We start from the raw sequence: 20475 nt of genomic DNA on the forward strand, positions 1-20475 counted from the left end.
TCCTCCGGGAGCGTGCCCGGACGGGGGGGCCCGGGGCGGTGAGGCCGGACCGTAGGGGCAGTGACCTAAGTCACACAAGGACCGGGCTCACGGCCGATCCGCGCTAGGACCCCCCGCTCGCCGCCTGCTCGCCGCCCTTCGCGGCGACGACGGCGTCGTAGACGGTGCGGCGCGGCAGCCCGGTGCGGACGACGACGGCGCGGATGGCGTCCTTGCGGGTGGCGCCCGCGGCCTCCTCCGCGGCGACCTCCGCCGCCAGCTCCGACGGCGAGAGCGACACCGGGGCCACCGGTGCGCCGCCCACGACCACGGTGATCTCCCCGCGCACGCCGTCGGCAGCCCACGCCGCCAGCTCCGACAGCGCCCCCCGCCGGACCTCCTCGTGGGTCTTGGTCAGCTCCCGGCACACGGCGGCGGGGCGGTCCGGCCCGAACGCGGCCGCGGCGTCGGTCAGCGCGTCGGCCAGCCGGTGCGGCGACTCGAAGAAGACCATCGTGCGGCGCTCGTCGGCGAGGCCGGCCAGCCTGGACCGGCGCTCGCCGCCCTTGCGCGGCAGGAAGCCCTCGAAGCAGAAGCGGTCCACCGGCAGGCCGGAGACCGCGAGCGCCGTCGTCACCGCCGACGGTCCGGGCACCGAGGTGACCGCGACGCCGGCGTCGATCGCCGCGCGCACCAGCGTGTAGCCGGGGTCGGAGACCGACGGCATCCCGGCGTCGGTGAGCAGCAGCACGGTCCGCCCCTCGGCCAGCGCGGTCAGCAGCCCGGGCAGCCGGGAGCGCTCGACCGACTCGTGGAAGGTCACCACCTTCCCGGACAGCTGCACCTCGAGGTCGGCGGCCAGCCGGTGCAGCCGGCGGGTGTCCTCGACGGCCAGGACGTCGGCCGTCGCCATCGCCGAGCGCAGCCGCGGGCCGACGTCCCCGGGCTGCCCGAGCGGAGCGCCACCGAGCACGAGCCGTCCGACCATGACCGCGAGCCTGTCACGACGCTCGCCGTCGGCCCGCCTGCAGGTCGAAGGACCCCGTCCTCCTCACCCCTCGCAAGCTCGCGGCGAGCCTCTGGACGGGGCCGGGCGCCGAGCTCGCCAGCGCCGGGGGGGGCAGGCGGGGTCCGCTCACTACCCTGGCCGCATGGCGGTGCTGGCTCCCGAGCGCACGGACCGGGAGCCCGGCGAGGTCCCGACCCGCCGCCGGCCGCTCCCCCGCCCCCGCCGCGACACGACCCCGCCGCTGCCCGCGGACCGCCGCGCGGCGTGGCTGCTCGCCGCGCTGCTGGGGGTGGGCGCCTTCGCCGTCCGGCTGTGGGACCTCGGCTACCCGCCCGACCTGCTCTTCGACGAGGCGTACTACCCGCCCGAGGCGCGCGAGCTGCTCGAGTGGGGGCACGAGTACAACCGCGGCTACACGTTCATCGTCCACCCACCGCTGGGCAAGTGGCTGATCGCCGGCGGCATCGGGCTGTTCGGCTACGACTCGTTCGGCTGGCGGTTCCCCTCCGCGGTCGCCGGCAGCCTCGCCGTCGTCGTCCTCACCCTGCTGGCCCGGCGGCTGACCGGCTCGACGCTGCTCGGCCTGGTCGCCGGCCTGCTGCTGGCGCTGGACGGGATCGCCTTCACCCTCTCGCGCATCGGGCTGCTGGACGTCTTCCTGCAGCTGTTCGTCCTCTCCGCGGTGGCCTGCCTGGTGGTCGACCGGGACCGCGTCCGGACCCGCATCCGCGCGCACGGGGCGGCCGCCACCGGCTTCCGGCTCGGCCCGCGCGGCTGGCGGCTGGCCGCCGGGTTCCTGTTCGGCTGCGCCTGCGCGGTGAAGTGGAGCGGCGTGTACTCCCTCGCCGCGTTCGCGGTGCTGAGCCTGTTCTGGGAACGCGCCGCCTGGCGGGAGGCCGGCGTGCCCCGGCCGGCGCTCGTCGCCGCGCGGCGCGGCCTGCCCGGGGCGGTGTGGGCGCTGGCCGCCGTCCCGGTGCTCACCTACGTCGCCAGCTTCACCGGCTGGTTCCTCGGCGAGACCTCGCAGGGCAAGGCCTGGGCGCAGCAGAACCCCGGGACGGCGTTCCCGTTCGTGCCCGACGCGCTGCGCTCGCTGTGGCACCAGCACGCCGAGTGGCTGGCCTTCCACAACGGCCTGTCCACGCCGCACCCGTGGGAGTCCGGGCCGTGGAGCTGGCTGGTCAACGGCCGGCCGATCCTGCTGTGGAACCCGCAGGGGCTCACCGACGCCGCCGGCGACCAGGTCATCCGCTACATCCTCATGGTGGGGACGCCGACCCTCTGGTTCGCCTTCGCGCCGGCGCTGGTCTGGCTGGCCTGGCGGCTGGTCGCCCGCCGGGACCCGGCCGCGCTGCTCGTCGCCGTGGCGATCGCCGCCGGCTGGGGCACCTGGTTCCTCAACCCCGAGCGCACGATGTTCGTCTTCTACACCGCGCCGGTGCTGCCCTTCTTCGTGCTCGCCGTCGTCCTGGTGCTGCAGGACGTGCTCGGCCGCCCGGGTGCCCCCCGGCTCCGCCGGCAGGTGGGCCTGGGCGTGGTCGCCGGCTACGTCGGCGTCGTCGCGGCGACCTTCGTCTTCTTCTTCCCCGTCCTGACCGGGCAGCCGCTGTCGCACGCGGAGTGGCTGGACCGGATGTGGTTCCCGTCCTGGTACTGACCCCCGGAGGACGACGATGACCGACCGGCCGGTGCGCACCGACCTCGACGGCGACGTCTGGCGGGTCACCCTCGCCTCGCCGCAGACCGGCAACGCCGTCGACCCGGCGATGGCCACGGCCCTCGGCGAGGCCCTGCGCAGCCGCCCGCCGGCGGCCCGGGCGGTGCTGCTGCTGGCCGACGGCCCGCGGTTCTGCGTCGGCGGCGACGTGCGCGGTTTCGCGGCGGCGGAGGACCCCGGTGCCGAGGTCGGGCAGCTGGCCGCCGACTGGCACGTGGTCGTGCGGGCGCTGCTGGCCACCCCGGTGCCGGTCGTCGCGGGCGTGCACGGTGCGGTCGCCGGGGCGGGCGTCGGGCTGCTGGGCGCCTGCGACCTCGTCGTCTGCGCCCGCTCGACGCGGATCCGGCCGGCCTACGGGGCCATCGGCTTCTCCCCCGACGGCGGCACCTCCTGGACCCTGGCGCACGCGCTGGGCCCGGCCCGCGCCCTGGACCTGGTGCTGACCGACGGCACGCTGGACGCCGCGCAGGCGCAGGCGTGCGGCCTGGTCGCCCGAGTCGTGACGGACGACGACCTGCGGGACGCCGCCGTCGCGCTCGCGCACACCCTGTCCGCCGGGCCGGTGCGGGCGATGGTGCGCACCCGCGCGCTGGTCCGGAGCGCCGCCGTGCGCGGCCTCGAGGAGCACCTGGACGACGAGGCGCGGCTGATCGCCGAGTCCGCGGGCGACCCGGAGGGCCGGGAGGGGGTCCGGGCCTTCGTCGAGAAGCGCCGGCCGGACTTCCGCACCCCGCGCTGACCGGCTCGGGCGGCCAGGTTGCGGTCCGCGGGGCCGGGTAGCCACCCAGCAGGAGCGGGCCGGCACACCGGCCCCCGGCAGCACCGGCACGAGGAGGCGGCAGTGGGCCTGCCAGGACGCGATGAAGCCAGGAACTGGGTCGGCCGCACGGTGGTCGACCGGGAGGGGGTCGAGCTGGGCGCCTGCACCGCCGTCCTCGCCGACGAGGCGACCGGGGTGCCCGAGTGGTTCTACGTGGAGGTCGAGGGGGTCAGCGCCGTCGTCCCGGCCCTGGACGCCGACGGGGCCGGTGACCAGGTGGTGGTCACCGTGACCCGCACCCAGGTGACCGGCGCGCCGTCGTCCGGCGGCGCCCTCGAGCTGTCCCAGGCCCTGGAGGCCGACCTGTACCGGCACTACGGCATCGACGCCTCGCGCGAGGCCTCCCAGTCGCTGCTGCCGGCCGAGCCGGCGAGCAGCGACACCACGGCAGCGACCGACGGCGACGTGGACACCGCCGTCGCAGCAGCGACCGCCGTCCCGGTGGACACCGACACCCAGGCAGCAGGGCGCCGCGCGCCGGTGGTGGCGGCGGTCGGCCTGGCCGCGGTGGCCGCGGGTCTCGGCGTCGCCCGGGCACGGGCCCGGCAGCCGGTCGTGCCCCAGCCGCTGCCCCGGCGGCTGTGGGCGCAGCGGCCGTGGGCGCCGGCACCGCCGTCCCCCGCCGACCTGGTCGCCGGGCAGGTCCTGGCCGTGTCCGCGCAGGCTCGGCGGTCGGTACGGAACGCCCGCCGCGTGGCCGGCCCGGTGGCGGCCGCCGCGGCCGAGTCGGCGCGGCACCGGGCGCTGCTGGTCGGGGAGGGAGCCCGGCACCTGGCCGTCGTGACCGGTCCGGTCGCGGCCACGGTGGCGGAGTCGGCGCGGCACCGGGCGCTGCAGGCCGGGGAGACGGCTCGGCACCTCGGCCGCACGGCCGCCCCGGTCGCGGTCCTGGTGGGCGAGTCGGTGCGGCACCGCGCGGTGCTCGGCGGCGAGCAGCTGCGCCACGGCACCAGGCTGGCGAGGCAGGCGGCGATCGGGACGGCGACCCGGGTGCGCACCCGGGTCTGACCGCCCCCACAGACGGCCAGAGCCCCGCACCGGGAGGACCGGGCGGGGCTCTTGCCGTGTCGGGGTGGAGCTGAGGGGATTCGAACCCCTGACCCCCTCGATGCGAACGAGGTGCGCTACCGGACTGCGCTACAGCCCCTGACCGAGACGAGCTTACCGCCCGCCTCCAGCCGTGCCGCCGACCCCCCTGCAGGGCCCCGTCGCGAGCCCGCGAGCGGTGGGGCAGGGCGGCCACCCTTCAGGGGCCCGCGCCGAGCCTGCGAGGCGTGGGGGGAAGGGTGGTCCTTCAACCGTTGGCGACCCGTCGCGGCTGGTAGACGTCGATGTCGGCGAAGCCGATGTCGTCGTCGTCCAGGCCCACGACGGCGCTGTCCTGCCAGCCGGCCGGGGCGGCGGCGCGGGCGGCCACGACCCGGCCCGGGCGCAGCGGGTGCACCGGCGCCAGCGGCAGGCTCGGGTGCGGCAGGCCGGCGGTGTGGTGACCCCCGGCGACCTCCTCCTCGGCCACGGGGGCCGGGCGGGGTGCGGGCACCGGGCGGGCGGCCGGCCGGCGCGCGGTGCGGGCGGCGGCGCGCGCGGCACGACGGGCGGCCAGCCGCTCCCGGCGTGCAGCGGCCCGCAGCACCATCAGGTAGGCGACGACGGCGAGGTCGAGGACACCCTGAGCGATCCACAGCCACGGGCTCCAGGCCAGCGCACCGACCAGCGCCAGCAGGGTGAGCGCCACCAGGCCGGCCAGCGTGCGGCGGCGGATCGCGTGGACGTCGACCCGCAGCTCCCCGGAGGTCCGCAGCGCGGCCCGGTCGATCGAGACCCGCTCGGTCTCGGCGAACACCGCGGGGTCGACCGCCCGCCGCCGCTGCAGCGTCCGTCCCGCGTCGGCCCCCGTGGCACCGGCCGCCGAGGAGTCACCGCGGGTCACCACCATGGGCACCAGCACGACGAACCACAGCACGACCAGAGCGGCCAGCAGTACACCCGAACCCATCTGAGACACCACCCGTCACACGCGTCACCTGCCGGGCGAAGTTACGGCCTGCACTGCCCCGATCGGGTGAGGCGCGCGGGCGTGTCACGGAGAGTCGTGTGACTGGAGTGCCGCGACGGCGGCGTGTCGACACGGCGACACCCGACCACCGGCCGTCAGCGTGGTACGCCGGAGCGCCAGCGGGCGAGCACGGTCCCGGGCACGTCCTCGGCCAGCAGCGCGAAGGTGTCGTGGTCGCGCCAGTCGCCGTCGATGTCCAGGTACCGCCGCAGCAACCCCTCGTGACGGAACCCCAGCCGCTGCACCAGCCCCCGGCTCGGCGCGTTCTCCGGGCGGATGTCCGCCTGCAGCCGGTGCAACCGGGCCGGTCCGAACGCGTGGTCGCACACCATCGCCACGGCCAGCGAGGCCATCCCCCGGCCGGCGACCGAGCGGTCGATCCAGTACCCGAGGTTCCCCGAGCGCAGCGCCCCGCGGACGACGTTGTCGATGGTCACCTGGCCGGCCAGGCGGCCCTCCACCCGGAGGACGAACGGCAGGGACATGCCCATCGAGGCACGGCGCAGCACCGCCCGGCGCATCGCCCGGTAGGTACTCGGCGTGTGCCGCGCCGCCCACGGCCCGGGCGCGGTCGGCTCCCAAGGGGCCAGCCACGCCTCGTTGGCGATCCGGACCCGGCTCCACTCCTCGGCGTCCCGACGGCGCGGCGGGTGCAGCTCGACCGGGCCCCAGGCCAGCTGCGCGGGCCAGCCGGGCCGCAGCGCGGGGTCGACCACGGCGCCGCTCAGCCGCCCAGCAGCAGGGGGATGACGGTGACCAGGCCCCCGGCGGAGACCTCGGTGACGTCCTCGTCGACCACGATCAGGCAGTTGGCGCGCGCCATCCGGGCCAGCATCGCCTCCCCGCCGTCGCCACCGCCGTCCCCCAGGGGCTCGACGACGTAGCCGCCGTCGGGGTGCCGCATGACCTGGCCGTGCAGGTACTGCCGGTAGCCCAGCGGGGAGAGCAGCCGCTCGGCGGAGATCGCCTGCACGGTGCGGCGGAACAGCTGCCGCTTGCCCAGGGTCATCCGGATCGCCGGGCGCACGAAGACCTCGAAGGCGACCAGCGCCGCGACCGGCTCGCCGGGCACGCAGATGACCGGCACGGAGTCCCGGCCCAGCCGGCCGAAGGCCTGCACCGGCCCCGGGTGCATCGTCACCTGGGAGAACTGCATGGGGCCGAGCTCGGCGAGCGCCTCCTGCACCGCGTCGCCCTCGGTGGCGAAGGTCCCGGCGATCAGCACCAGGTCGCTGCGCAGCAGCTGGCTCTCCAGCACCTCGGACAGCCGGCGCCGCTCGGTGGGCAGGATGCCCCAGCGGTAGGCCTCGGCGCCGGCGTCACGGGCCGCGGCGGCCAGCGCGTAGCTGTTCACGTCGACCACCTGCCCCGGGCCCGGGGTGGTGGTGATGTCGACGAGCTCGCCGCCGGCGGACAGGACGGCGATCCGCGGCCGCGGGCGCACCTGCACGCGGTCGCGCCCGACGGCGGCCAGCAGGCTGATCTGCGCCGGGCCGATCGGGGTGCCGACCCGCACCGCGGTGGTGCCCGGCGCGACGTCGTCCCCCGCCCGGCGCACGTAGCCGCCGGGCTCCACGGCGGCGTGCACCGCGACGGTCGCCATCCCGCCGTCGGTCCACACCGCGGGGACGACGACGTCGGCGCCGGCCGGCAGCATCGCGCCGGCGGCCACCTTCTGCGCCATCCCCGGGCCGATGGACGCCGGGCCGGTGGGGCCGGCCGCGGTCTCCCCCACCACGGACAGCAGCGCCGGCTCGACCTGGGTGGCGCCCTCGACGTCCAGGGCGCGGGCGGCGTACCCGTCCAGCGCGGCCTGGTCGAAGGCCGGCAGCGCGCGCTGGCTGACCACCTCCTCGGCGCAGAGCAGACCCTGCGCGTCGAGGACGGCCAGCTCGATCGGGTCGGGCTGCGGCACCGCCGAGAGGATCTCGTCCAGGTGCTGCTCCACGCTGCGCGGCGGCGCGGGCGCGGCCGGGGGCGGTGGTACCTGGCCGCGGTCGATGGCGGTCGTCTCGTGCACGACCGTGCCCACGGCGGCCCCCGGGACGTCGCGCACCGGCGTGCCCTGGCGCAGGTCCAGCGCCGTGGTGTCCCGCTGCGCCGGGACCGTCCCGTCCCTGTCGTCCTCGGTCATGCCCACCACGGGGACCGATGCTGCCCCCTGCGGGCTCCGGCTCAGGCCTGCGACGCGCCCGCGCCGGGCAGGTCGGCCACGAACCCGGTCAGCCAGGCGCGGAAGTCCGGCCCGAGGTCGTCGCGTTCGGCGGCCAGCTGGACGACGGCCTTGAGGTAGTCCAGCCGGTCGCCGGTGTCGTAGCGGCGGCCGGAGAAGACCACGCCGTGCACCGGCTCGCCGCGCTCGACCAGGGTGGCCAGCGCGTCGGTCAGCTGGATCTCCCCGCCGCGGCCGGGCGGGGTCTCCCGCAGCACGCCGAACACCTCGGGGGCCAGCACGTACCGGCCGATGATCGCCAGGCTGCTGGGCGCCTCGTCGACCGGCGGCTTCTCGACCAGGCCGGTGATCGCGACGACGTCCCCGCCGGCGTCCTCCACCGCGACCGCGCCGTACTTGTCGATGTTCTCCCGGCCCACGTCGAGCAGCGCCACGACCGAGCCGCCGTGCTCGGCCTGCACCTGCAGCATCTGCTCGAGCAGGTGGTCGCGGGCGTCGATCAGGTCGTCGCCGAGCAGGACGGCGAACGGCTCGTCCCCGACGAAGGCGGCGGCCTGCAGCACCGCGTGGCCCAGCCCGCGGGCCTCGCCCTGCCGGACGAAGTGCACCTGGGCGACGTCGGTGGAGGCGTGCACGGCCTCCAGCCGGGAGGCGTCGCCCTTCTTCTCCAGCGCGGCCTCGAGCTCGGGGTGGCGGTCGAAGAAGTCCTCGATCGCGGCCTTGTTGCGGCCGGTGACCATCAGCACCTCGCCGAGCCCGGCGCGCGCGGCCTCCTCGACGATGTACTGGAGCGCCGGCCGGTCGACCACCGGCAGCAGCTCCTTGGGCACCGCCTTGGTGGCCGGCAGGAAGCGGGTCCCCATCCCGGCGACGGGGATGACGGCCTTCCGCGCCGGGCGCGTGCTGGGAGTCGGCATGGCCGGAGCCTAAGGCGTGTCCGACGCACCCATGCCGATGGGAGGGCCGGACAGGCGGAGCGCCGACCGGGCGGCGCTACCGAGGCCAGAGGTCCGTCAGACCCGCCCTGGTAACCCGGTCCCCGGCCGACCGGGCACGGTCGGCCCGCCCGCCGGGCCGGTGGGCTGGCTAGCCTTCGACGGTGACCACGGGGGGCGACGCGAGCGAGGCCAAGGCCGCCCTCCGCGCCCGGTTCCTGGCCCGCCGGGAGGCCCGCAGCCCCGAGGAGCGCGCGGCCGCCGGCGCCGCGGTCACCACCGCCCTGCTGCGCGGCCTGGCCGACACCCGCACGCTGGCCGCCTTCGCCCCGGACCCCACCGAGCCCGGCGCCGGCCGGCTCCCGGCGGCGTTCACCCAGCTCCGCACCCGCGTGCTGCTCCCGGTGGTCCCGACCGACGGTCGCGAGCTGTCCTGGGCGGTCGACACCGGCCGGCTGGCCCCGGGCCGCTTCGGGTTGCTCGAGCCGGTCGGGCCGCGGCTGGGCCCGACCGCGATCGGCACCGCCGAGGTGGTCGTCGTCCCGGCGGTGGCGGTGTCCCGGACCGGGGTGCGGCTGGGCCGGGGCGGCGGCTACTACGACCGCGCGCTGCAGCACGCCCGGCCCGACGCGCGGCTGGTGGCCGTGGTCTTCGACGACGAGCTGGTCGACGAGCTGCCCGTGGAGCCGCACGACCGGCGGGTGACCGCGGTGGTGACCCCCTCGGGTGGCTGGCAGGACCTGGGCTGAGCCGGGCGCCGCGGTCACTGAGAGAGTGGCCCCGATCTCACCGCCCCACCGACGCCGCAGGGAGGTCGCACCGTGCCACCCGAGCCCGGTCGCCGTCCCCGCACTCGTCGTCCTACACAGATCCCCGGCCGCGCCGGGATCGTCGGAGCACCGCCGTCCCGGCCGGTCCCCGTCGTCCCCGGCCGGCTCTGACCGATGGGAGAGGCACCCGTGCCCGGACCGCTGGACGGCATCCTCGTCGTCGACCTGACCCGCGCCCTCGCCGGGCCGCACGCCGGCATGATGCTCGGCGACCTCGGCGCCCGCGTCATCAAGGTGGAGACGCCGGACGGCGGCGACGACAGCCGCGGCTGGGGGCCGCCGTTCGTCGACACCCCCGACGGGCGGGAGTCGACCTACTTCTTCTCCGCCAACCGCAACAAGGAGTCGGTCACCCTCGACCTCAAGGACGACGGCGACAAGGCCCTGCTCACCGAGCTGGTCCGCCGCGCCGACGTGCTGCTCGAGAACTTCCGGCCCGGCACGCTGGCCAAGCTCGGCTTCGGCACCGACGTGCTCGCGGGGCTCAACCCCCGGCTGGTCACCCTGGCCATCAGCGGCTTCGGCCACGACGGCCCCGAGGGCGGCCGGGCCGGCTACGACCAGATCGCCCAGGGCGAGGGCGGGCTCATGTCGCTGACCGGGCCCGGGCCCGAGGACCCGCAGAAGGTCGGCGTCCCGATCAGCGACCTGCTGGCGGGCATGTACGGCGCGTACGGCGTGCTCGCCGCGCTGCTGGAGCGCGAGCGCACCGGCCGCGGCCAGGTGGTGCGGACCTCGCTGCTGGCCGCCGTCGTCGGCGTGCACGCCTACCAGGGGACGGCGTACACCGTGGCCGGCCAGGTCAACCGGGCGCAGGGCAACCACCACCCCTCGATCGCCCCCTACGGGCTGTTCCACTGCGCCGGCGGCGGCAGCGTGCAGCTGTCCTGCGGCAGCGAGGGACTGTGGCGGCGGCTGTGCGCGGAGTTCGGGCTGGACCCCGACGCCCCCGGGCTGGCGACCAACGGCGAGCGGGTCGCCCGCCGCCAGGAGGTCATCGAGCTGCTGGAGGGCGTGTTCGCCGACATCCCCGCCGAGGAGCTGCTCGCCCGGCTGTCGGCCGCCGGGGTGCCCGCGGGCAAGGTGCGGACGCTGGACGACGTCTACGCCTGGGACCAGCTGGAGTCGCAGGGGCTGAAGATCGCCGTCGAGCACGCCACCGCCGGCCCGCTGACCCTCCCCGGCCCGCCGCTGCGGTTCTTCGCGTCCGGCCCGGACGGCGAGACCGAGACCACCCGCCGCGAGCACGCCGCGCCGCCGGTGCTGGGCTCGTCGAACGAGGCGATCCGCGCCTGGCTGTCCTCGTGACGGGTCGGCTCGACGCGCGGGGGCTGCGCGACCTGGTGCTCGACCCGGGCTCCTGGCAGAGCTGGGACTCCCCCGTCGCGGTCGGCGACGTGCCGGAGGACTACGCCGCGGAGCTCGCCCGGGCGGCGGAGCGGTCGGGGCAGGACGAGGCGGTCGTCACCGGCGAGGGCCTGCTGCGCGGACGGCGGGTCGCGGTCGTCGCCGGGGAGTTCGGCTTCCTCGCCGGCTCCATCGGGGTCGCCGCCGCCGAGCGGCTGGTCACCGCGGTCGAGCGGGCCACCGAGGAGGGGCTGCCGCTGCTGGCCGCGCCGGTCTCCGGCGGCACCCGCATGCAGGAGGGCACCGTCGCCTTCCTGCAGATGATCGGGATCACCGCGGCCATCGCCCGGCACAAGGAGGCCGGGCTGCCGTACCTGGTCTACCTGCGGCACCCCACGTTCGGCGGCGTGCTGGCCTCGTGGGGGTCGCTCGGGCACGTGACGATCGCCGAGCCGGGCGCGTCGATCGGCTTCCTCGGCCCGCGGGTCTACCAGGCGCTGTACGGCGAGCCGTTCCCCGAGGGCGTGCAGACCGCCGAGCACCTCGCCGAGCGCGGCCTCATCGACGCCGTCGTCCCGCACGGGGAGATCGCCGAGGTCGCCGACCGGGCGCTGCGGGTGCTGGCGGCCCGGCAGACCTGGCACCGGGACGTCGCCGGCGCCGAGCGGCCCACCCCCGAGGACGGCACCGAGGCCGACGACCCCGAGGACGGGCGCAGCGCGTGGGAGGTCGTCACCGCTTCCCGCCGGGAGGACCGGCCCGGCGTGCGCCGGCTGCTGCGGACGGCGGCCACCGACGTCGTCGGGCTGTCGGGCACCGGCGCCGGGGAGAAGGACCCCGGGCTGCTGCTCGCGCTGGCCCGCTTCGGCGGCGCGCCGTGCGTCGTCCTCGGCCAGGACCGGCGCGGGCAGTCGCCGTCGGCGCCGCTCGGGCCCGCGGCGCTGCGCGAGGCCCGGCGCGGCATGCGGCTGGCCGCCGAGCTGCGGCTGCCGCTGGTCACCCTCATCGACACCCCGGGTGCGGCGCTGTCCAAGGAGGCCGAGGAGGGCGGGCTGGCCGCCGAGATCGCCCGCTGCCTGCAGGACCTGGTGATGCTGCGCGCCCCGACGCTGTCGGTGCTGCTGGGCCAGGGCACCGGCGGCGGGGCGCTCGCGCTGGCGCCGGCCGACCGGGTGCTGGCCGCGGCCAACGGCTGGCTGGGCCCGCTGCCGCCGGAGGGCGCCTCGGCGATCGTGCACCGCACCGTCGACCGGGCCGGTGAGATGGCCGCCCACCAGGGCGTGCGGGCCACCGACCTGTGGCGGGCCGGGATCGTCGACCGCGTCGTCCCCGAGCGGCCGGACGCCGCCGACGAGCCGGTCGAGTTCTGCCGGCGGCTGGGGCGGGTGCTCGGCGAGGAGCTGGCCAACCTGCTCGGCCGGGACGACGGCGAGCGCTTCCGCACCCGGCTGCACCGCTACCGCCACCTCGGCCGCTGAGTGTCCCGGTGATCAGCTGAGCTGGTCACCCGGGCTCCTGGCTCACGACCGGTGCTGAGCCAGGACCCGGGACGGTGAGCCAGGATGCGGGCGTGGACCGACGGCCCGTCCGCCGGCTGAAGCCGGACCCCGACGCACCCCGGCTGCCGGACGGCGTGTGGCCGCTGACCGTGCCGGCGGTCGCCCAGGTGCTGCGCGAGGGGCTGGAGCTCCCGGCCGGAGCCACCGTGCTGGTCGGCGAGAACGGCTCGGGGAAGTCGACGGTGCTGGAGGTGATCGCCGCGGCGCTGGGGCTCAACGCCGAGGGCGGCTCGGTCAACACCCGCCACGAGACGCGGCGCAGCGAGCCCGGGTCGCTGGACCTGGTCGTCGAGCGCAGCCCCGGCGCCGACCGCTGGGCGTACTTCCTGCGCGACGAGACGCTGCACGGCCTCTACGGCTACCTGGAGTCGCTCGGTGGCGAGCCGAGCCTCCACGAGCTCTCGCACGGGGAGGGCTTCCTGGCGCTGTTCGGCAGCCGGGCCACCCGCCGCGGGTTCTACCTGCTCGACGAGCCGGACGCCGCGCTGTCGTTCACGGCGTCGCTCTCGCTGGTGGTGCGGCTGACCGAGCTGGTCGCCGTGGGCGCCCAGGTCGTCGTCGCCACCCACTCCCCCGTGCTGGCCGCGCTGCCCGGCGCCCACCTGCTGGAGGTCGGCCCCTGGGGGCTGCGCGAGGCGCGGTGGGCCGACCTGGAGCTGACCGCCAGCTGGCGGCAGTTCCTCGGCGACCCGTCGTCCTTCCTGCGCCACCTCACCTGACGGCCGGGCTCGGTTCCTCCTGCATGCGCAGGCTGTGGTCGGGGTCCAGCCGCTCGAGCACGGCCTGCAGCGCCTCGCCGAGGGCGCGGGTCTGCTCGTCGGTGAGCGGGTCGAACAGCGCCGCCCGAACGGCGTCGACGTGGCCCGGGGCGACCGAGCGGACGACGTCCCACCCGGCGTCGGTCAGGACGGCGAGGTTGCCCCGGCCGTCCTCGGAGGCGCGCTCGCGACGCACCCAGCCGCGGTCCTCCAGGCGGGCGACGGTGTGCGAGAGCCGGCTCTGCGACTGGTTGGCCCGCCGAGCCAGGTCGCTCATCCGCCGGCTGCGCCCCGGCGCCTCCGACAGCATCGCCAGGACGACGTAGGCGGCGTGGCTGAGGCCGGCGTCGCGCTGGAGCTGGGCGTCGAGCGCCCGCGGCAGCAGCTCGGTGACCGTGAGCCAGGTCCGCCAGATCCGCTGCTGGTCCTCGTCGAGCCACTGCTGCGCCACGGGCGGAACGGTACTGGTGCGCGAGCCGGCCCCGGCCTGGCCGGCGCCCGGAGGAGCCGACGGGTGGACGACGGTCAGCGCAGCGGGATGTCGTGCCCCGCGCCGCGCTCGGACTCCGGGCGCGGACCGTGGAAGCGCCGGTCACCCTCGGCCATGGGGACGTCGTTGATGCTGGCCTCGCGGCGGCGCATCAGGCCGCGCTCGTCGAACTCCCACAGCTCGTTGCCGTAGCTGCGGAACCACTGGCCGGCCGCGTCGTGCCACTCGTACTGGAACCGGACGGCGATGCGGTCGTCGGTGAAGCCCCACAGGCTCTTGCGCAGCACGTAGTCCAGCTCGCGCTCCCACTTGCGGGTCAGGAACCCGACGATCTCCGCCCGCCCGGTGAGGAACTCGTCGCGGTTCCGCCAGACCGAGTCCTCGGTGTAGGCGAGGCTCACGCGGTGCGGGTCGCGGGAGTTCCAGGCGTCCTCCGCGGCCTGCACCTTGGCCAGGGCGCTGTCGCGGTCGAAGGGTGGGAACGGCGGACGGGGTTCGGACACGGGGGCGCTCTCCTGCTCGGCGTCGGGGTCCCCCGGATCCTGCCCCGCCGCACGGCCGGTCGCCCGTCCGGACGGGACGTGACGGAGCGGCCGACCCCATGTGTACGGTTGTTCCTATGAGGTCCCAGCCGGCCGCCGGTGACACCCGGACCATGCGCGAGCGGATGCTCGCCGGCGACCTCTACATCGCCGACGACCCCGAGCTCGGCGAGGCCAGCACCCGCGCCCTGGACCTGGCCGACGCCTACAACGCGACGACCGTCCGCCAGGGCCCGCTGCGCCGCCGGCTGCTCGAGGAGCTGCTCGGCGCCGTCGGCGAGGGCACCGAGATCCGGCCGCCGCTGTACGTCGACTACGGCACCCACATCCGCATCGGCGCCCGGTGCTTCGCCAACTTCGGGCTGGTCGCCCTGGACGTCGCGCCGATCACCATCGGGGACGACGTCCAGATCGGGCCGAACGTCCAGCTGCTCACCCCGACCCACCCGGTCGAGCCCGAGCCCCGGCGGGCCAAGTGGGAGGCGGCCGAGCCGATCACGATCGGCGACAACGTCTGGCTCGGCGGCGGGGCGATCGTGCTGCCCGGCGTGACCATCGGGGAGAACACCGTCGTCGGCGCCGGGGCGGTGGTCACCCGCGACCTGCCGCCGGACGTGGTCGCCGTGGGCAACCCCGCCCGCGTCGTCCGCACGCTGGACGCCACCGGCCGGTGAGCACCTCCCCCGCCCCGGCCCGGCGGGCCCGCCGGTACGACCCGGGCCGGCGCGACCGGCTGGTGGCCACCACGCTCGACGTCATCGCCGAGAACGGCGTCGCCGCCGCGACGCACCGGGCCATCGCCCGCGCGGCCGACGTCCCCCTGGGGTCGCTGACCTACCACTTCGGGTCGCTCACCGAGCTGCTGGCCGCGGCGTTCACCCGGCACGTCGACACGGTCGCGGCCCGCTTCGACCAGCGCATGCGGGCCGCGCCGGACCGGGTGGCGGCCCTCGAGGCGCTGGTCGAGCACCTGACCGGTGACCTGCTCGGTTCCCAGCGCGACCTGGTGCTCGCCATCGAGCTCTACGTCGCCGCCGCCCGCGACCCGGCGCTGCGCGCGGTCACCCAGGACTGGATGTCCCGCAGCCGCCGCAGCCTCGAGCACCACCTGGACCCCGTCACCGCGCGGGAGGTCGACGCGCTGGTCGAGGGCCTGGTCCTGCACAGCGCCCTGTCCACCGACCCGATGGACGCCGTCCAGATCCGCTCCGCCCTGCACCGGCTCGCCGGCTGAGCCGGTCCCACGCCCGCGCGACGCGCGGCCCGCAGTCGTGGACCGCACGTGGACGGACGACGCCGCGGCGCGCATCATTGGCAGTCACCGGGGAGGAGTGCCAGCCCGGCCCGTCCGACGAGGAGTACCCGCACCGTGCCCACGTACCAGTACGCCTGCACCAACCCCGACGACAAGCACCAGTTCGAGGTCGTGCAGAGCTTCACCGACGCCCCGGTGAGCGAGTGCCCCGAGTGCAGCAGCCCGGTGCGCAAGGTCTACGGCTCGATCGGCGTGGTCTTCAAGGGCTCGGGCTTCTACCGCACCGACAGCCGGTCCAAGGCCGCGTCGAGCGAGTCGGGCTCGTCGTCCAACGGCAAGAAGGACGCCGCGCCCGCCGCCGCGAGCACCCCCGCCTCCACCCCGAGCTCGTCCTCGTCCACCGGCTCGACCTCGTCGTCGAGCAACGCCGCCGCCAGCTGACCCGCGGGCGCGGTCCACAGGCGGGCGTGCCCTCCACAACCCGGCACCCGGCGCCCCGCCGCCGGCGGCGGGCGGCCAGCGTGGACCCATGGTCCGCCTCCGCCGCCCGCGCCGGCCGCTGCACGCCGCTCGGCAGGCCCTCGCCGCAGCGCTCGCCGTCGCCGCGCTCGTCCTCGCCCTGCGCCCCGCGCCGGCGCCGGCGGGCGCGCCGGCCACCGTCCCGGTCGTCGTCGCCGCGGCCGACCTCGCGCCGGGCACCGTCCTCGGCGAGGGCGACCTGACCGTCGCCCGCTACCCGCCGTCCCTACGGCCGGCCGGCGCGGTCGAGGACCCGGCCGCCGCCGTGGGGCAGGCGCTCGCCGGGGGCGTCCGGGCCGGGGAGCCGGTCACCGACGCCGGCCTGGTGGGGTCCGCGGTGACCGGGCAGCTCGTCGCGGGGCAGGTCGCCGCGCCGGTGCGTCCCGCCGACCTCGCGGTCAGCGCGCTCGTCCACCCGGGCGACCGGGTCGACGTGCTGGCGACCGCCCCGGGGGCGGCACGGGCCGAGGTCGTCGCCGCCGGCGCGCCGGTCCTGGCCACTCCCGGACCGGACGACGACGGCCTGCTGCTGCTCGCCGTCGACGCCGACACCGCTGCCCGGCTGGCCGCCGCGGCCACCACGTCCACGCTCACGCTGAGCCTGCCGCCACGCCCGCCGCCGGGTGCTGGCCCCCCTGCACCCCGTGTGGGTGGATGACGCGGTGTTCAGAGGCTTCAAGGACTTCCTGCTGCGCGGCAACGTCGTCGAGCTCGCCGTCGCCGTCGTCATCGGTGCGGCGTTCACCGCCGTCGTCGACCAGTTCGCCGACTCGTTCCTGACCCCGCTGGTCAACCTGGCCGGCGGCGGCGGGCAGCTGGGCGGCGCCTTCGAGGTCGACGGGCAGGTGTTCACCTGGGGCGCGTTCGTCAGCCAGCTGGTCACCTTCGCGCTGACCGCGGCGGTCATCTACTCCCTCGTCGTGCTGCCGATGAAGGCGCTCGTCGAGCGACGCTCCCGAGGCGAGGAGCCCGGCCCGGCCCAGCCGACGCAGGTCGAGCTGCTCGCCGAGATCCGCGACCTGCTGCGCGCCCAGCAGGCCGGCCCCGCTACAGGGGCCCGCCGCGAGCCGGCGAGCGGTGGGGGGTAGGCGGGTCCTTCTTCAGTCGCTGCCCCAGTGCGGCGGGCGGTCCTCGAGGTAGCGCCGGTCGTCGGCGGCGACCTCGTCGGGGCGCTCACCCCACCCGACGTCGCGGTCGTCGGGGGCCCGCTCGGCCGGCGCCGCCCTCGTGGGCTGCGGCTGGTCGGTCAGCGGCCGGCCCAGCCCCTCGAGGACCTCCGCTGCCGGCAGCGCCGCGAGCGCGGTCCCGGGCACGGCGAGCTTGCTGCCCCGGACCCCCGACCCGATGACGACCAGGTCGGCGGCGGCGACGGCCGGGTCGACCAGCACCGGCCAGGAGGGCGGCAGTCCCAGCGGCGTGATGCCGCCGTAGGCCATGCCGCTCTCCGCGACGGCGACGTCCTGCGGCGCGAAGGAGACCTTGCGCGCGCCGAGGTGGCGGCGCACCAGCCCGTTGACGTCGGCGCGGGTGGTCGCGGGCACCAGGCAGGCGGCCAGCTCGGTCTGCCCGGCCCGGCGGGCGGCGACCACCACGCAGTTCGCCGAGACCTCCGGTGGCACCCCGTAGGCGTCGGTGAAGGCGGCGGTGTCGGCCAGCTCGGCGTCGATCTCGGCGACCCAGGCCGGACCGGTCAGCGCGCCCAGCGCCGCGGCCACCGGGGCGGCGAGCAGCTCGGGCCGCTCGGCTGCGGGGGTCCAGGTGAGCGTGCCGAGGCGGGGGGCGGTCGAGGGGTCCACGCCGACGATCCTGCCCCGGTGGCCGGATCGTCGCGCCGGGCGGCCGGGTACCCGCTGGTCCGGCGCCCGCCCGGCCCGCAGGATGGGCTCCATGATCGGCCAGCTGCACTCCGTCGTCATCGACGCGCCGGACGCCCATGCGCTCGCGACCTTCTACGCCGACCTGCTGGGGATGGAGGTGAGCAAGGGCTCACCGGGCGACGACTGGGTCGTCGTCACCGGGCAGGGGTACCGGCTGGCGTTCCAGCAGGCACCCGGCCTGCGGCCGCCGGACTGGCCGGACCCGGAGCGACCGCAGCAGTTCCACCTCGACGTCCGGGTGGCCGACGTCGAGGAGGCCGAGCCCCGCGTGCTGGCGCTCGGGGCGCGGAAGCTGCCCGGCGGCGGGGGCGACTTCCGCGTCTACGCCGACCCGGTGGGCCACCCCTTCTGCCTCGTGTGGGACGCCGCGTGAGCGCCGACCTGCCCGCGGTCGACCTGGCCTCGGCCAGCCGGTTCGTCGCCGCGACCGGGTTCGACGTCGGCGAGGTCAGCGGGACCCGGGTGACCGGGACGGTGCAGCTGGGCCCCGAGCAGCACACGCCGTGGGGCGTCGTGCACGGCGGGCTGTACTGCGCGGTGATCGAGTCCGCGGCCAGCATCGGGGCCAGCGTGGCGGTGGCCGACTCCGGCCAGTTCGCCGTCGGCGTCAACAACAACACCGACTTCATCCGCTCGATGACCGAGGGCCGGCTGGACGTCGTCGCCGAGCCGGTGCAGCAGGGCCGCACCCAGCAGCTCTGGCAGGTGCTGCTGACCCGGGCAGACGACGGCAAGCTCGTCGCCCGTGGTCAGGTGCGGCTGCAGAACGTCCGGCGGCCGGGCACGTGAGCTCCTCCGTCCGGGCGGGGCGGGCTCTGCTCGCCGCCCGGGCGGTCGCGGCCGCCCACGGGGTCGCGGCGGGCGAGGCACGGGTGCTGCGGGACGGCGTCAACGTCGTCGTCCACCTGGCGCCCGCGCCCGTCGTGGCCCGGGTGGCCACCCTGACGCCGCTGCTGCGGCCCGCCCCGCTGCGCTCGCTCACCCGTGAGGTGGCCCTCGCCGGTGCCCTCGCCGCCGCCGGGGCACCGGTCGTGCCGCCCAGCGACCTGCTGCCGCCGGGTCCGCACCGGTACGCCGGGCTCGAGCTCTCCTTCTGGCGCCACGTCGAGGTGCTGCCCGTCGCGCCGTCGCCGGGAGAGGTCGGCGCCGCGCTGGCGGGGCTGCACGACCACCTGGCCGTGCTGCCGGTCACCGGGTCCCCGCTGGACACCCCGCTCGACGACCTGACCCGCTTCCTCGCGCTGGGTCACGCCTGGGGTGCCGCCCCGGAGCGCCTGGAGCTGCTGGCCGCCCGGCTCGAGGAGCTGCGCCCGCAGGTGGGCGGTGACGTCGTCGCGCTGCACGGGGACGCGCACCCGGGCAACCTGCTGGCCACGCCCGACGGCTGGCGGTGGACCGACCTGGAGGACACCTGTCCCGGGCCGCGCGCCTGGGACCTCGCCTGTCTGCGTGCCACCACGCGGCTGGACGGCCGGGCGGCCGTCGACGTCTACCCGGGTGCGCCGGCGGACGAGGACCTGGCGCCGTGGCTGGAGCTGCGCCGGCTGCACGCGGCCGCGTGGACGCTGGCCGTCGCCACCGGGCACCCGGAGCTGCGACCGGCCGCGGACGACCGGATGGCGGCCTCGCTTCAGGCCAGCGGCAGCGCGGGTTCGCGGTAGGTCGTGCCGGCCAGCGCCGGTGGCAGCGCGTCGGGGTCGATCACGACGGAGAACAGGGCGCGGGGGTCCTGCAGCGTGGCCGGTGGGCGGGCCGCCGCGCGGGGGACGACGCGGTCCCAGCGGGCCGGACGGCGGTGCGGCAGCAGCTCGCGCCCCTGGAACAGGTAGTCGCCGAGCACCTCCCCGACCAGCAGCCCGGCACCGTGCTCGACGGGCAGTGCGACCGGGTCGCCGGGGCGGATCTCGTCGAGGAAGGCCGAGAGCTGGCGCAGGTCCTTGGCCGGGCGGCGGCCGGAGATCTCCTTGGACAGCGCACGCAGCTCGACCGGCGACAGCCCGGTGGCGTCGACGTCGATGCCCGACTGTGTGCCCAGCCCCACCACGCCGGCGGCCAGGCAGGCGCCGAGCTCGTTGTGCGAGCGGGGGCGGACCACCCACACCCGCGTGCCCTCGGGCGGCGCCGCCGGCGGCACGTCGTCGGGCTCGGGCCAGACGTAGGGCAGGTCCTCGGGCTCGGCGCCGAAGACCGGCCGGAACAGCGGCCGGTAGAAGTCCGGCTCCTTGGCCAGCAGGTTCGACCGGTGCGACAGGTGCACCGCCTCGTCGCCGACCCAGGTGGGCAGCATCCCGGCGCGGGCGAGCTCCTCCTGCGGCACGCCGACCACGTCGGGCGCGAACTCCGCGATCAGGGTGTGCGTGGTGTCGGCGAACCCGCGCTCCCGCCAGACCCGGACCGTGGCCAGCCCGTAGGCGACCAGCGCGGGGGTGCGGCCGCGCCACATGCGGACCACCGGGTGCGAGGTCCAGCCGTAGTCGGGCAGCTCCAGGGCGCGCAGCACCTGCAGCGTCTCGACCCGCTGCTTGCCCAGGCGGGGCGAGTCCAGCAGCCGGGCGCTCTCCTCGAAGTCGGCGACGGGCAGGAAGGTCTGCATCGATCGCCTTCCTGCC

At 76.8% G+C, this 20475-nt stretch carries 24 protein-coding genes and 1 tRNA gene; 15 read left to right on the top strand and 10 right to left on the bottom strand.

Annotation, left to right across the window (positions count from 1 at the left end; genetic code table 11):
* Positions 1-103 precede the first annotated feature (103 nt).
* Positions 104-967, bottom strand: coding sequence for a 16S rRNA (cytidine(1402)-2'-O)-methyltransferase (rsmI, locus tag BLR12_RS01790; RefSeq protein WP_091372644.1), 864 nt, complete (start codon positions 965-967; stop codon positions 104-106).
* 163 nt (positions 968-1130) lie between these two features.
* Here rsmI and BLR12_RS01795 point away from each other — a divergent pair, with 163 nt between their 5' ends.
* The 3 genes from BLR12_RS01795 (at position 1131) to BLR12_RS01805 (ending at position 4533) form a co-directional block, all read left to right on the top strand.
* Positions 1131-2645, top strand: coding sequence for a dolichyl-phosphate-mannose--protein mannosyltransferase (locus BLR12_RS01795; RefSeq protein ID WP_091372647.1), 1515 nt, complete (start codon positions 1131-1133; stop codon positions 2643-2645).
* A gap of 16 nt (positions 2646-2661) precedes the next feature.
* Entirely contained in the window at positions 2662-3444 is a 783-nt protein-coding gene (locus tag BLR12_RS01800) for an enoyl-CoA hydratase/isomerase family protein (protein ID WP_091372649.1), read from the top strand.
* 102 nt (positions 3445-3546) lie between these two features.
* Positions 3547-4533, top strand: a complete 987-nt coding sequence (locus BLR12_RS01805) for a hypothetical protein (RefSeq protein ID WP_143018669.1) — start codon at positions 3547-3549, stop codon at positions 4531-4533.
* A 65-nt stretch (positions 4534-4598) separates the two neighbouring features.
* Here the strand turns inward: BLR12_RS01805 and BLR12_RS01810 are convergent.
* The 5 genes from BLR12_RS01810 to galU all read right to left on the bottom strand — a co-directional run bounded on the left by BLR12_RS01810 (position 4599) and on the right by galU (position 8671).
* Positions 4599-4672, bottom strand: a tRNA-Ala gene (locus BLR12_RS01810).
* A gap of 147 nt (positions 4673-4819) precedes the next feature.
* On the bottom strand, positions 4820-5521 hold the full coding sequence (locus tag BLR12_RS01815; RefSeq protein WP_091372653.1) for a divisome protein SepX/GlpR: 702 nt from the start codon (positions 5519-5521) through the stop codon (positions 4820-4822).
* 155 nt (positions 5522-5676) lie between these two features.
* Positions 5677-6297 carry a GNAT family N-acetyltransferase gene (locus BLR12_RS01820; RefSeq protein WP_091372656.1) on the bottom strand — a complete coding sequence of 207 codons (621 nt, stop codon included), beginning with the start codon at positions 6295-6297 and terminating at the stop codon, positions 5677-5679.
* Between the two features lie 8 nt (positions 6298-6305).
* Positions 6306-7715: a molybdotransferase-like divisome protein Glp gene (glp, locus tag BLR12_RS01825; RefSeq protein ID WP_255363240.1), complete on the bottom strand. Its 1410-nt coding sequence runs from the start codon at positions 7713-7715 to the stop codon at positions 6306-6308.
* 41 nt (positions 7716-7756) lie between these two features.
* Positions 7757-8671, bottom strand: a complete 915-nt coding sequence (gene galU / locus BLR12_RS01830; protein ID WP_091372657.1) for a UTP--glucose-1-phosphate uridylyltransferase GalU — start codon at positions 8669-8671, stop codon at positions 7757-7759.
* A 182-nt stretch (positions 8672-8853) separates the two neighbouring features.
* Between galU and BLR12_RS01835 the strand changes: the two genes are divergently transcribed.
* The 4 genes from BLR12_RS01835 to BLR12_RS01850 all read left to right on the top strand — a co-directional run bounded on the left by BLR12_RS01835 (position 8854) and on the right by BLR12_RS01850 (position 13144).
* Positions 8854-9438, top strand: coding sequence for a 5-formyltetrahydrofolate cyclo-ligase (locus BLR12_RS01835; protein WP_091372660.1), 585 nt, complete (start codon positions 8854-8856; stop codon positions 9436-9438).
* A gap of 210 nt (positions 9439-9648) precedes the next feature.
* Entirely contained in the window at positions 9649-10827 is a 1179-nt protein-coding gene (locus tag BLR12_RS01840) for a CaiB/BaiF CoA transferase family protein (protein ID WP_218120500.1), read from the top strand.
* Positions 10824-12344, top strand: a complete 1521-nt coding sequence (locus tag BLR12_RS01845; protein ID WP_091372666.1) for a carboxyl transferase domain-containing protein — start codon at positions 10824-10826, stop codon at positions 12342-12344. The genes BLR12_RS01840 and BLR12_RS01845 overlap by 4 nt, the downstream gene beginning before the upstream one ends.
* Before the next feature lie 92 nt (positions 12345-12436).
* Complete coding sequence (locus tag BLR12_RS01850) at positions 12437-13144, top strand: AAA family ATPase (RefSeq protein ID WP_091372669.1); 708 nt, start codon at positions 12437-12439, stop codon at positions 13142-13144.
* On the opposite strand, the gene BLR12_RS01855 is transcribed toward BLR12_RS01850, so the two are convergent.
* Together BLR12_RS01855 and BLR12_RS01860 are read right to left on the bottom strand one after the other, a co-directional pair.
* Positions 13137-13634 carry a MarR family winged helix-turn-helix transcriptional regulator gene (locus BLR12_RS01855; protein WP_091372672.1) on the bottom strand — a complete coding sequence of 166 codons (498 nt, stop codon included), beginning with the start codon at positions 13632-13634 and terminating at the stop codon, positions 13137-13139. The two genes, BLR12_RS01850 and BLR12_RS01855, sit on opposite strands and share 8 nt — an antisense overlap.
* A gap of 74 nt (positions 13635-13708) precedes the next feature.
* Positions 13709-14176: a nuclear transport factor 2 family protein gene (locus BLR12_RS01860; RefSeq protein WP_091372677.1), complete on the bottom strand. Its 468-nt coding sequence runs from the start codon at positions 14174-14176 to the stop codon at positions 13709-13711.
* 116 nt (positions 14177-14292) lie between these two features.
* Between BLR12_RS01860 and BLR12_RS01865 the strand changes: the two genes are divergently transcribed.
* The 5 genes from BLR12_RS01865 (at position 14293) to mscL (ending at position 17077) form a co-directional block, all read left to right on the top strand.
* Positions 14293-14889, top strand: coding sequence for a sugar O-acetyltransferase (locus BLR12_RS01865; RefSeq protein ID WP_091372679.1), 597 nt, complete (start codon positions 14293-14295; stop codon positions 14887-14889).
* Positions 14886-15449 (top strand): TetR/AcrR family transcriptional regulator, encoded by a 564-nt coding sequence (locus tag BLR12_RS01870; RefSeq protein WP_091372682.1) that lies wholly within the window; start codon positions 14886-14888, stop codon positions 15447-15449. Before BLR12_RS01865 ends, BLR12_RS01870 begins: the two co-directional genes overlap by 4 nt.
* A gap of 135 nt (positions 15450-15584) precedes the next feature.
* Complete coding sequence (locus BLR12_RS01875) at positions 15585-15911, top strand: FmdB family zinc ribbon protein (protein ID WP_091372684.1); 327 nt, start codon at positions 15585-15587, stop codon at positions 15909-15911.
* A gap of 88 nt (positions 15912-15999) precedes the next feature.
* Positions 16000-16647, top strand: a complete 648-nt coding sequence (gene cpaB / locus BLR12_RS01880; RefSeq protein WP_091372689.1) for a Flp pilus assembly protein CpaB — start codon at positions 16000-16002, stop codon at positions 16645-16647.
* A 4-nt stretch (positions 16648-16651) separates the two neighbouring features.
* Positions 16652-17077 carry a large conductance mechanosensitive channel protein MscL gene (gene mscL, locus BLR12_RS01885; protein ID WP_091374215.1) on the top strand — a complete coding sequence of 142 codons (426 nt, stop codon included), beginning with the start codon at positions 16652-16654 and terminating at the stop codon, positions 17075-17077.
* 12 nt (positions 17078-17089) lie between these two features.
* Here the strand turns inward: mscL and BLR12_RS01890 are convergent, their stop codons facing one another.
* Positions 17090-17785 (bottom strand): YbaK/EbsC family protein, encoded by a 696-nt coding sequence (locus tag BLR12_RS01890; protein ID WP_255363241.1) that lies wholly within the window; start codon positions 17783-17785, stop codon positions 17090-17092.
* Between the two features lie 91 nt (positions 17786-17876).
* Between BLR12_RS01890 and BLR12_RS01895 the strand changes: the two genes are divergently transcribed.
* Genes BLR12_RS01895 through BLR12_RS01905 form a run of 3 tightly spaced genes read left to right on the top strand, consistent with a single transcriptional unit; the run spans position 17877 to position 19527 of the window.
* Positions 17877-18239 carry a VOC family protein gene (locus tag BLR12_RS01895; protein WP_176832304.1) on the top strand — a complete coding sequence of 121 codons (363 nt, stop codon included), beginning with the start codon at positions 17877-17879 and terminating at the stop codon, positions 18237-18239.
* Entirely contained in the window at positions 18236-18655 is a 420-nt protein-coding gene (locus BLR12_RS01900; protein WP_218120502.1) for a PaaI family thioesterase, read from the top strand. The genes BLR12_RS01895 and BLR12_RS01900 overlap by 4 nt, the downstream gene beginning before the upstream one ends.
* On the top strand, positions 18652-19527 hold the full coding sequence (locus tag BLR12_RS01905) for a phosphotransferase family protein (protein WP_091372696.1): 876 nt from the start codon (positions 18652-18654) through the stop codon (positions 19525-19527). The genes BLR12_RS01900 and BLR12_RS01905 overlap by 4 nt, the downstream gene beginning before the upstream one ends.
* Here the strand turns inward: BLR12_RS01905 and BLR12_RS01910 are convergent.
* A complete protein-coding gene (locus tag BLR12_RS01910) occupies positions 19497-20459 on the bottom strand; it encodes an MSMEG_6728 family protein (protein WP_091372698.1) in 963 nt (320 codons plus the stop codon). The genes BLR12_RS01905 and BLR12_RS01910 overlap by 31 nt on opposite strands.
* Positions 20460-20475 lie beyond the last annotated feature (16 nt).

This window comes from Geodermatophilus sp. DSM 45219 (assembly GCF_900104025.1).
GTDB lineage: Bacteria > Actinomycetota > Actinomycetes > Mycobacteriales > Geodermatophilaceae > Geodermatophilus.

Excerpts from the sequence above, each read along its gene's own strand:
- rsmI (WP_091372644.1), bottom strand. The coding sequence starts at position 967 with ATGGTCGGACGGCTCGTGCTCGGTGGCGCTCCGCTCGGGCAGCCCGGG.
- BLR12_RS01795 (WP_091372647.1), top strand. The coding sequence starts at position 1,131 with ATGGCGGTGCTGGCTCCCGAGCGCACGGACCGGGAGCCCGGCGAGGTC.
- BLR12_RS01800 (WP_091372649.1), top strand. The coding sequence starts at position 2,662 with ATGACCGACCGGCCGGTGCGCACCGACCTCGACGGCGACGTCTGGCGG.
- BLR12_RS01815 (WP_091372653.1), bottom strand. The coding sequence starts at position 5,521 with ATGGGTTCGGGTGTACTGCTGGCCGCTCTGGTCGTGCTGTGGTTCGTC.
- glp (WP_255363240.1), bottom strand. The coding sequence starts at position 7,715 with ATGACCGAGGACGACAGGGACGGGACGGTCCCGGCGCAGCGGGACACC.
- galU (WP_091372657.1), bottom strand. The coding sequence starts at position 8,671 with ATGCCGACTCCCAGCACGCGCCCGGCGCGGAAGGCCGTCATCCCCGTC.
- BLR12_RS01865 (WP_091372679.1), top strand. The coding sequence starts at position 14,293 with ATGAGGTCCCAGCCGGCCGCCGGTGACACCCGGACCATGCGCGAGCGG.
- cpaB (WP_091372689.1), top strand. The coding sequence starts at position 16,000 with ATGGTCCGCCTCCGCCGCCCGCGCCGGCCGCTGCACGCCGCTCGGCAG.
- BLR12_RS01895 (WP_176832304.1), top strand. The coding sequence starts at position 17,877 with ATGATCGGCCAGCTGCACTCCGTCGTCATCGACGCGCCGGACGCCCAT.
- BLR12_RS01910 (WP_091372698.1), bottom strand. The coding sequence starts at position 20,459 with ATGCAGACCTTCCTGCCCGTCGCCGACTTCGAGGAGAGCGCCCGGCTG.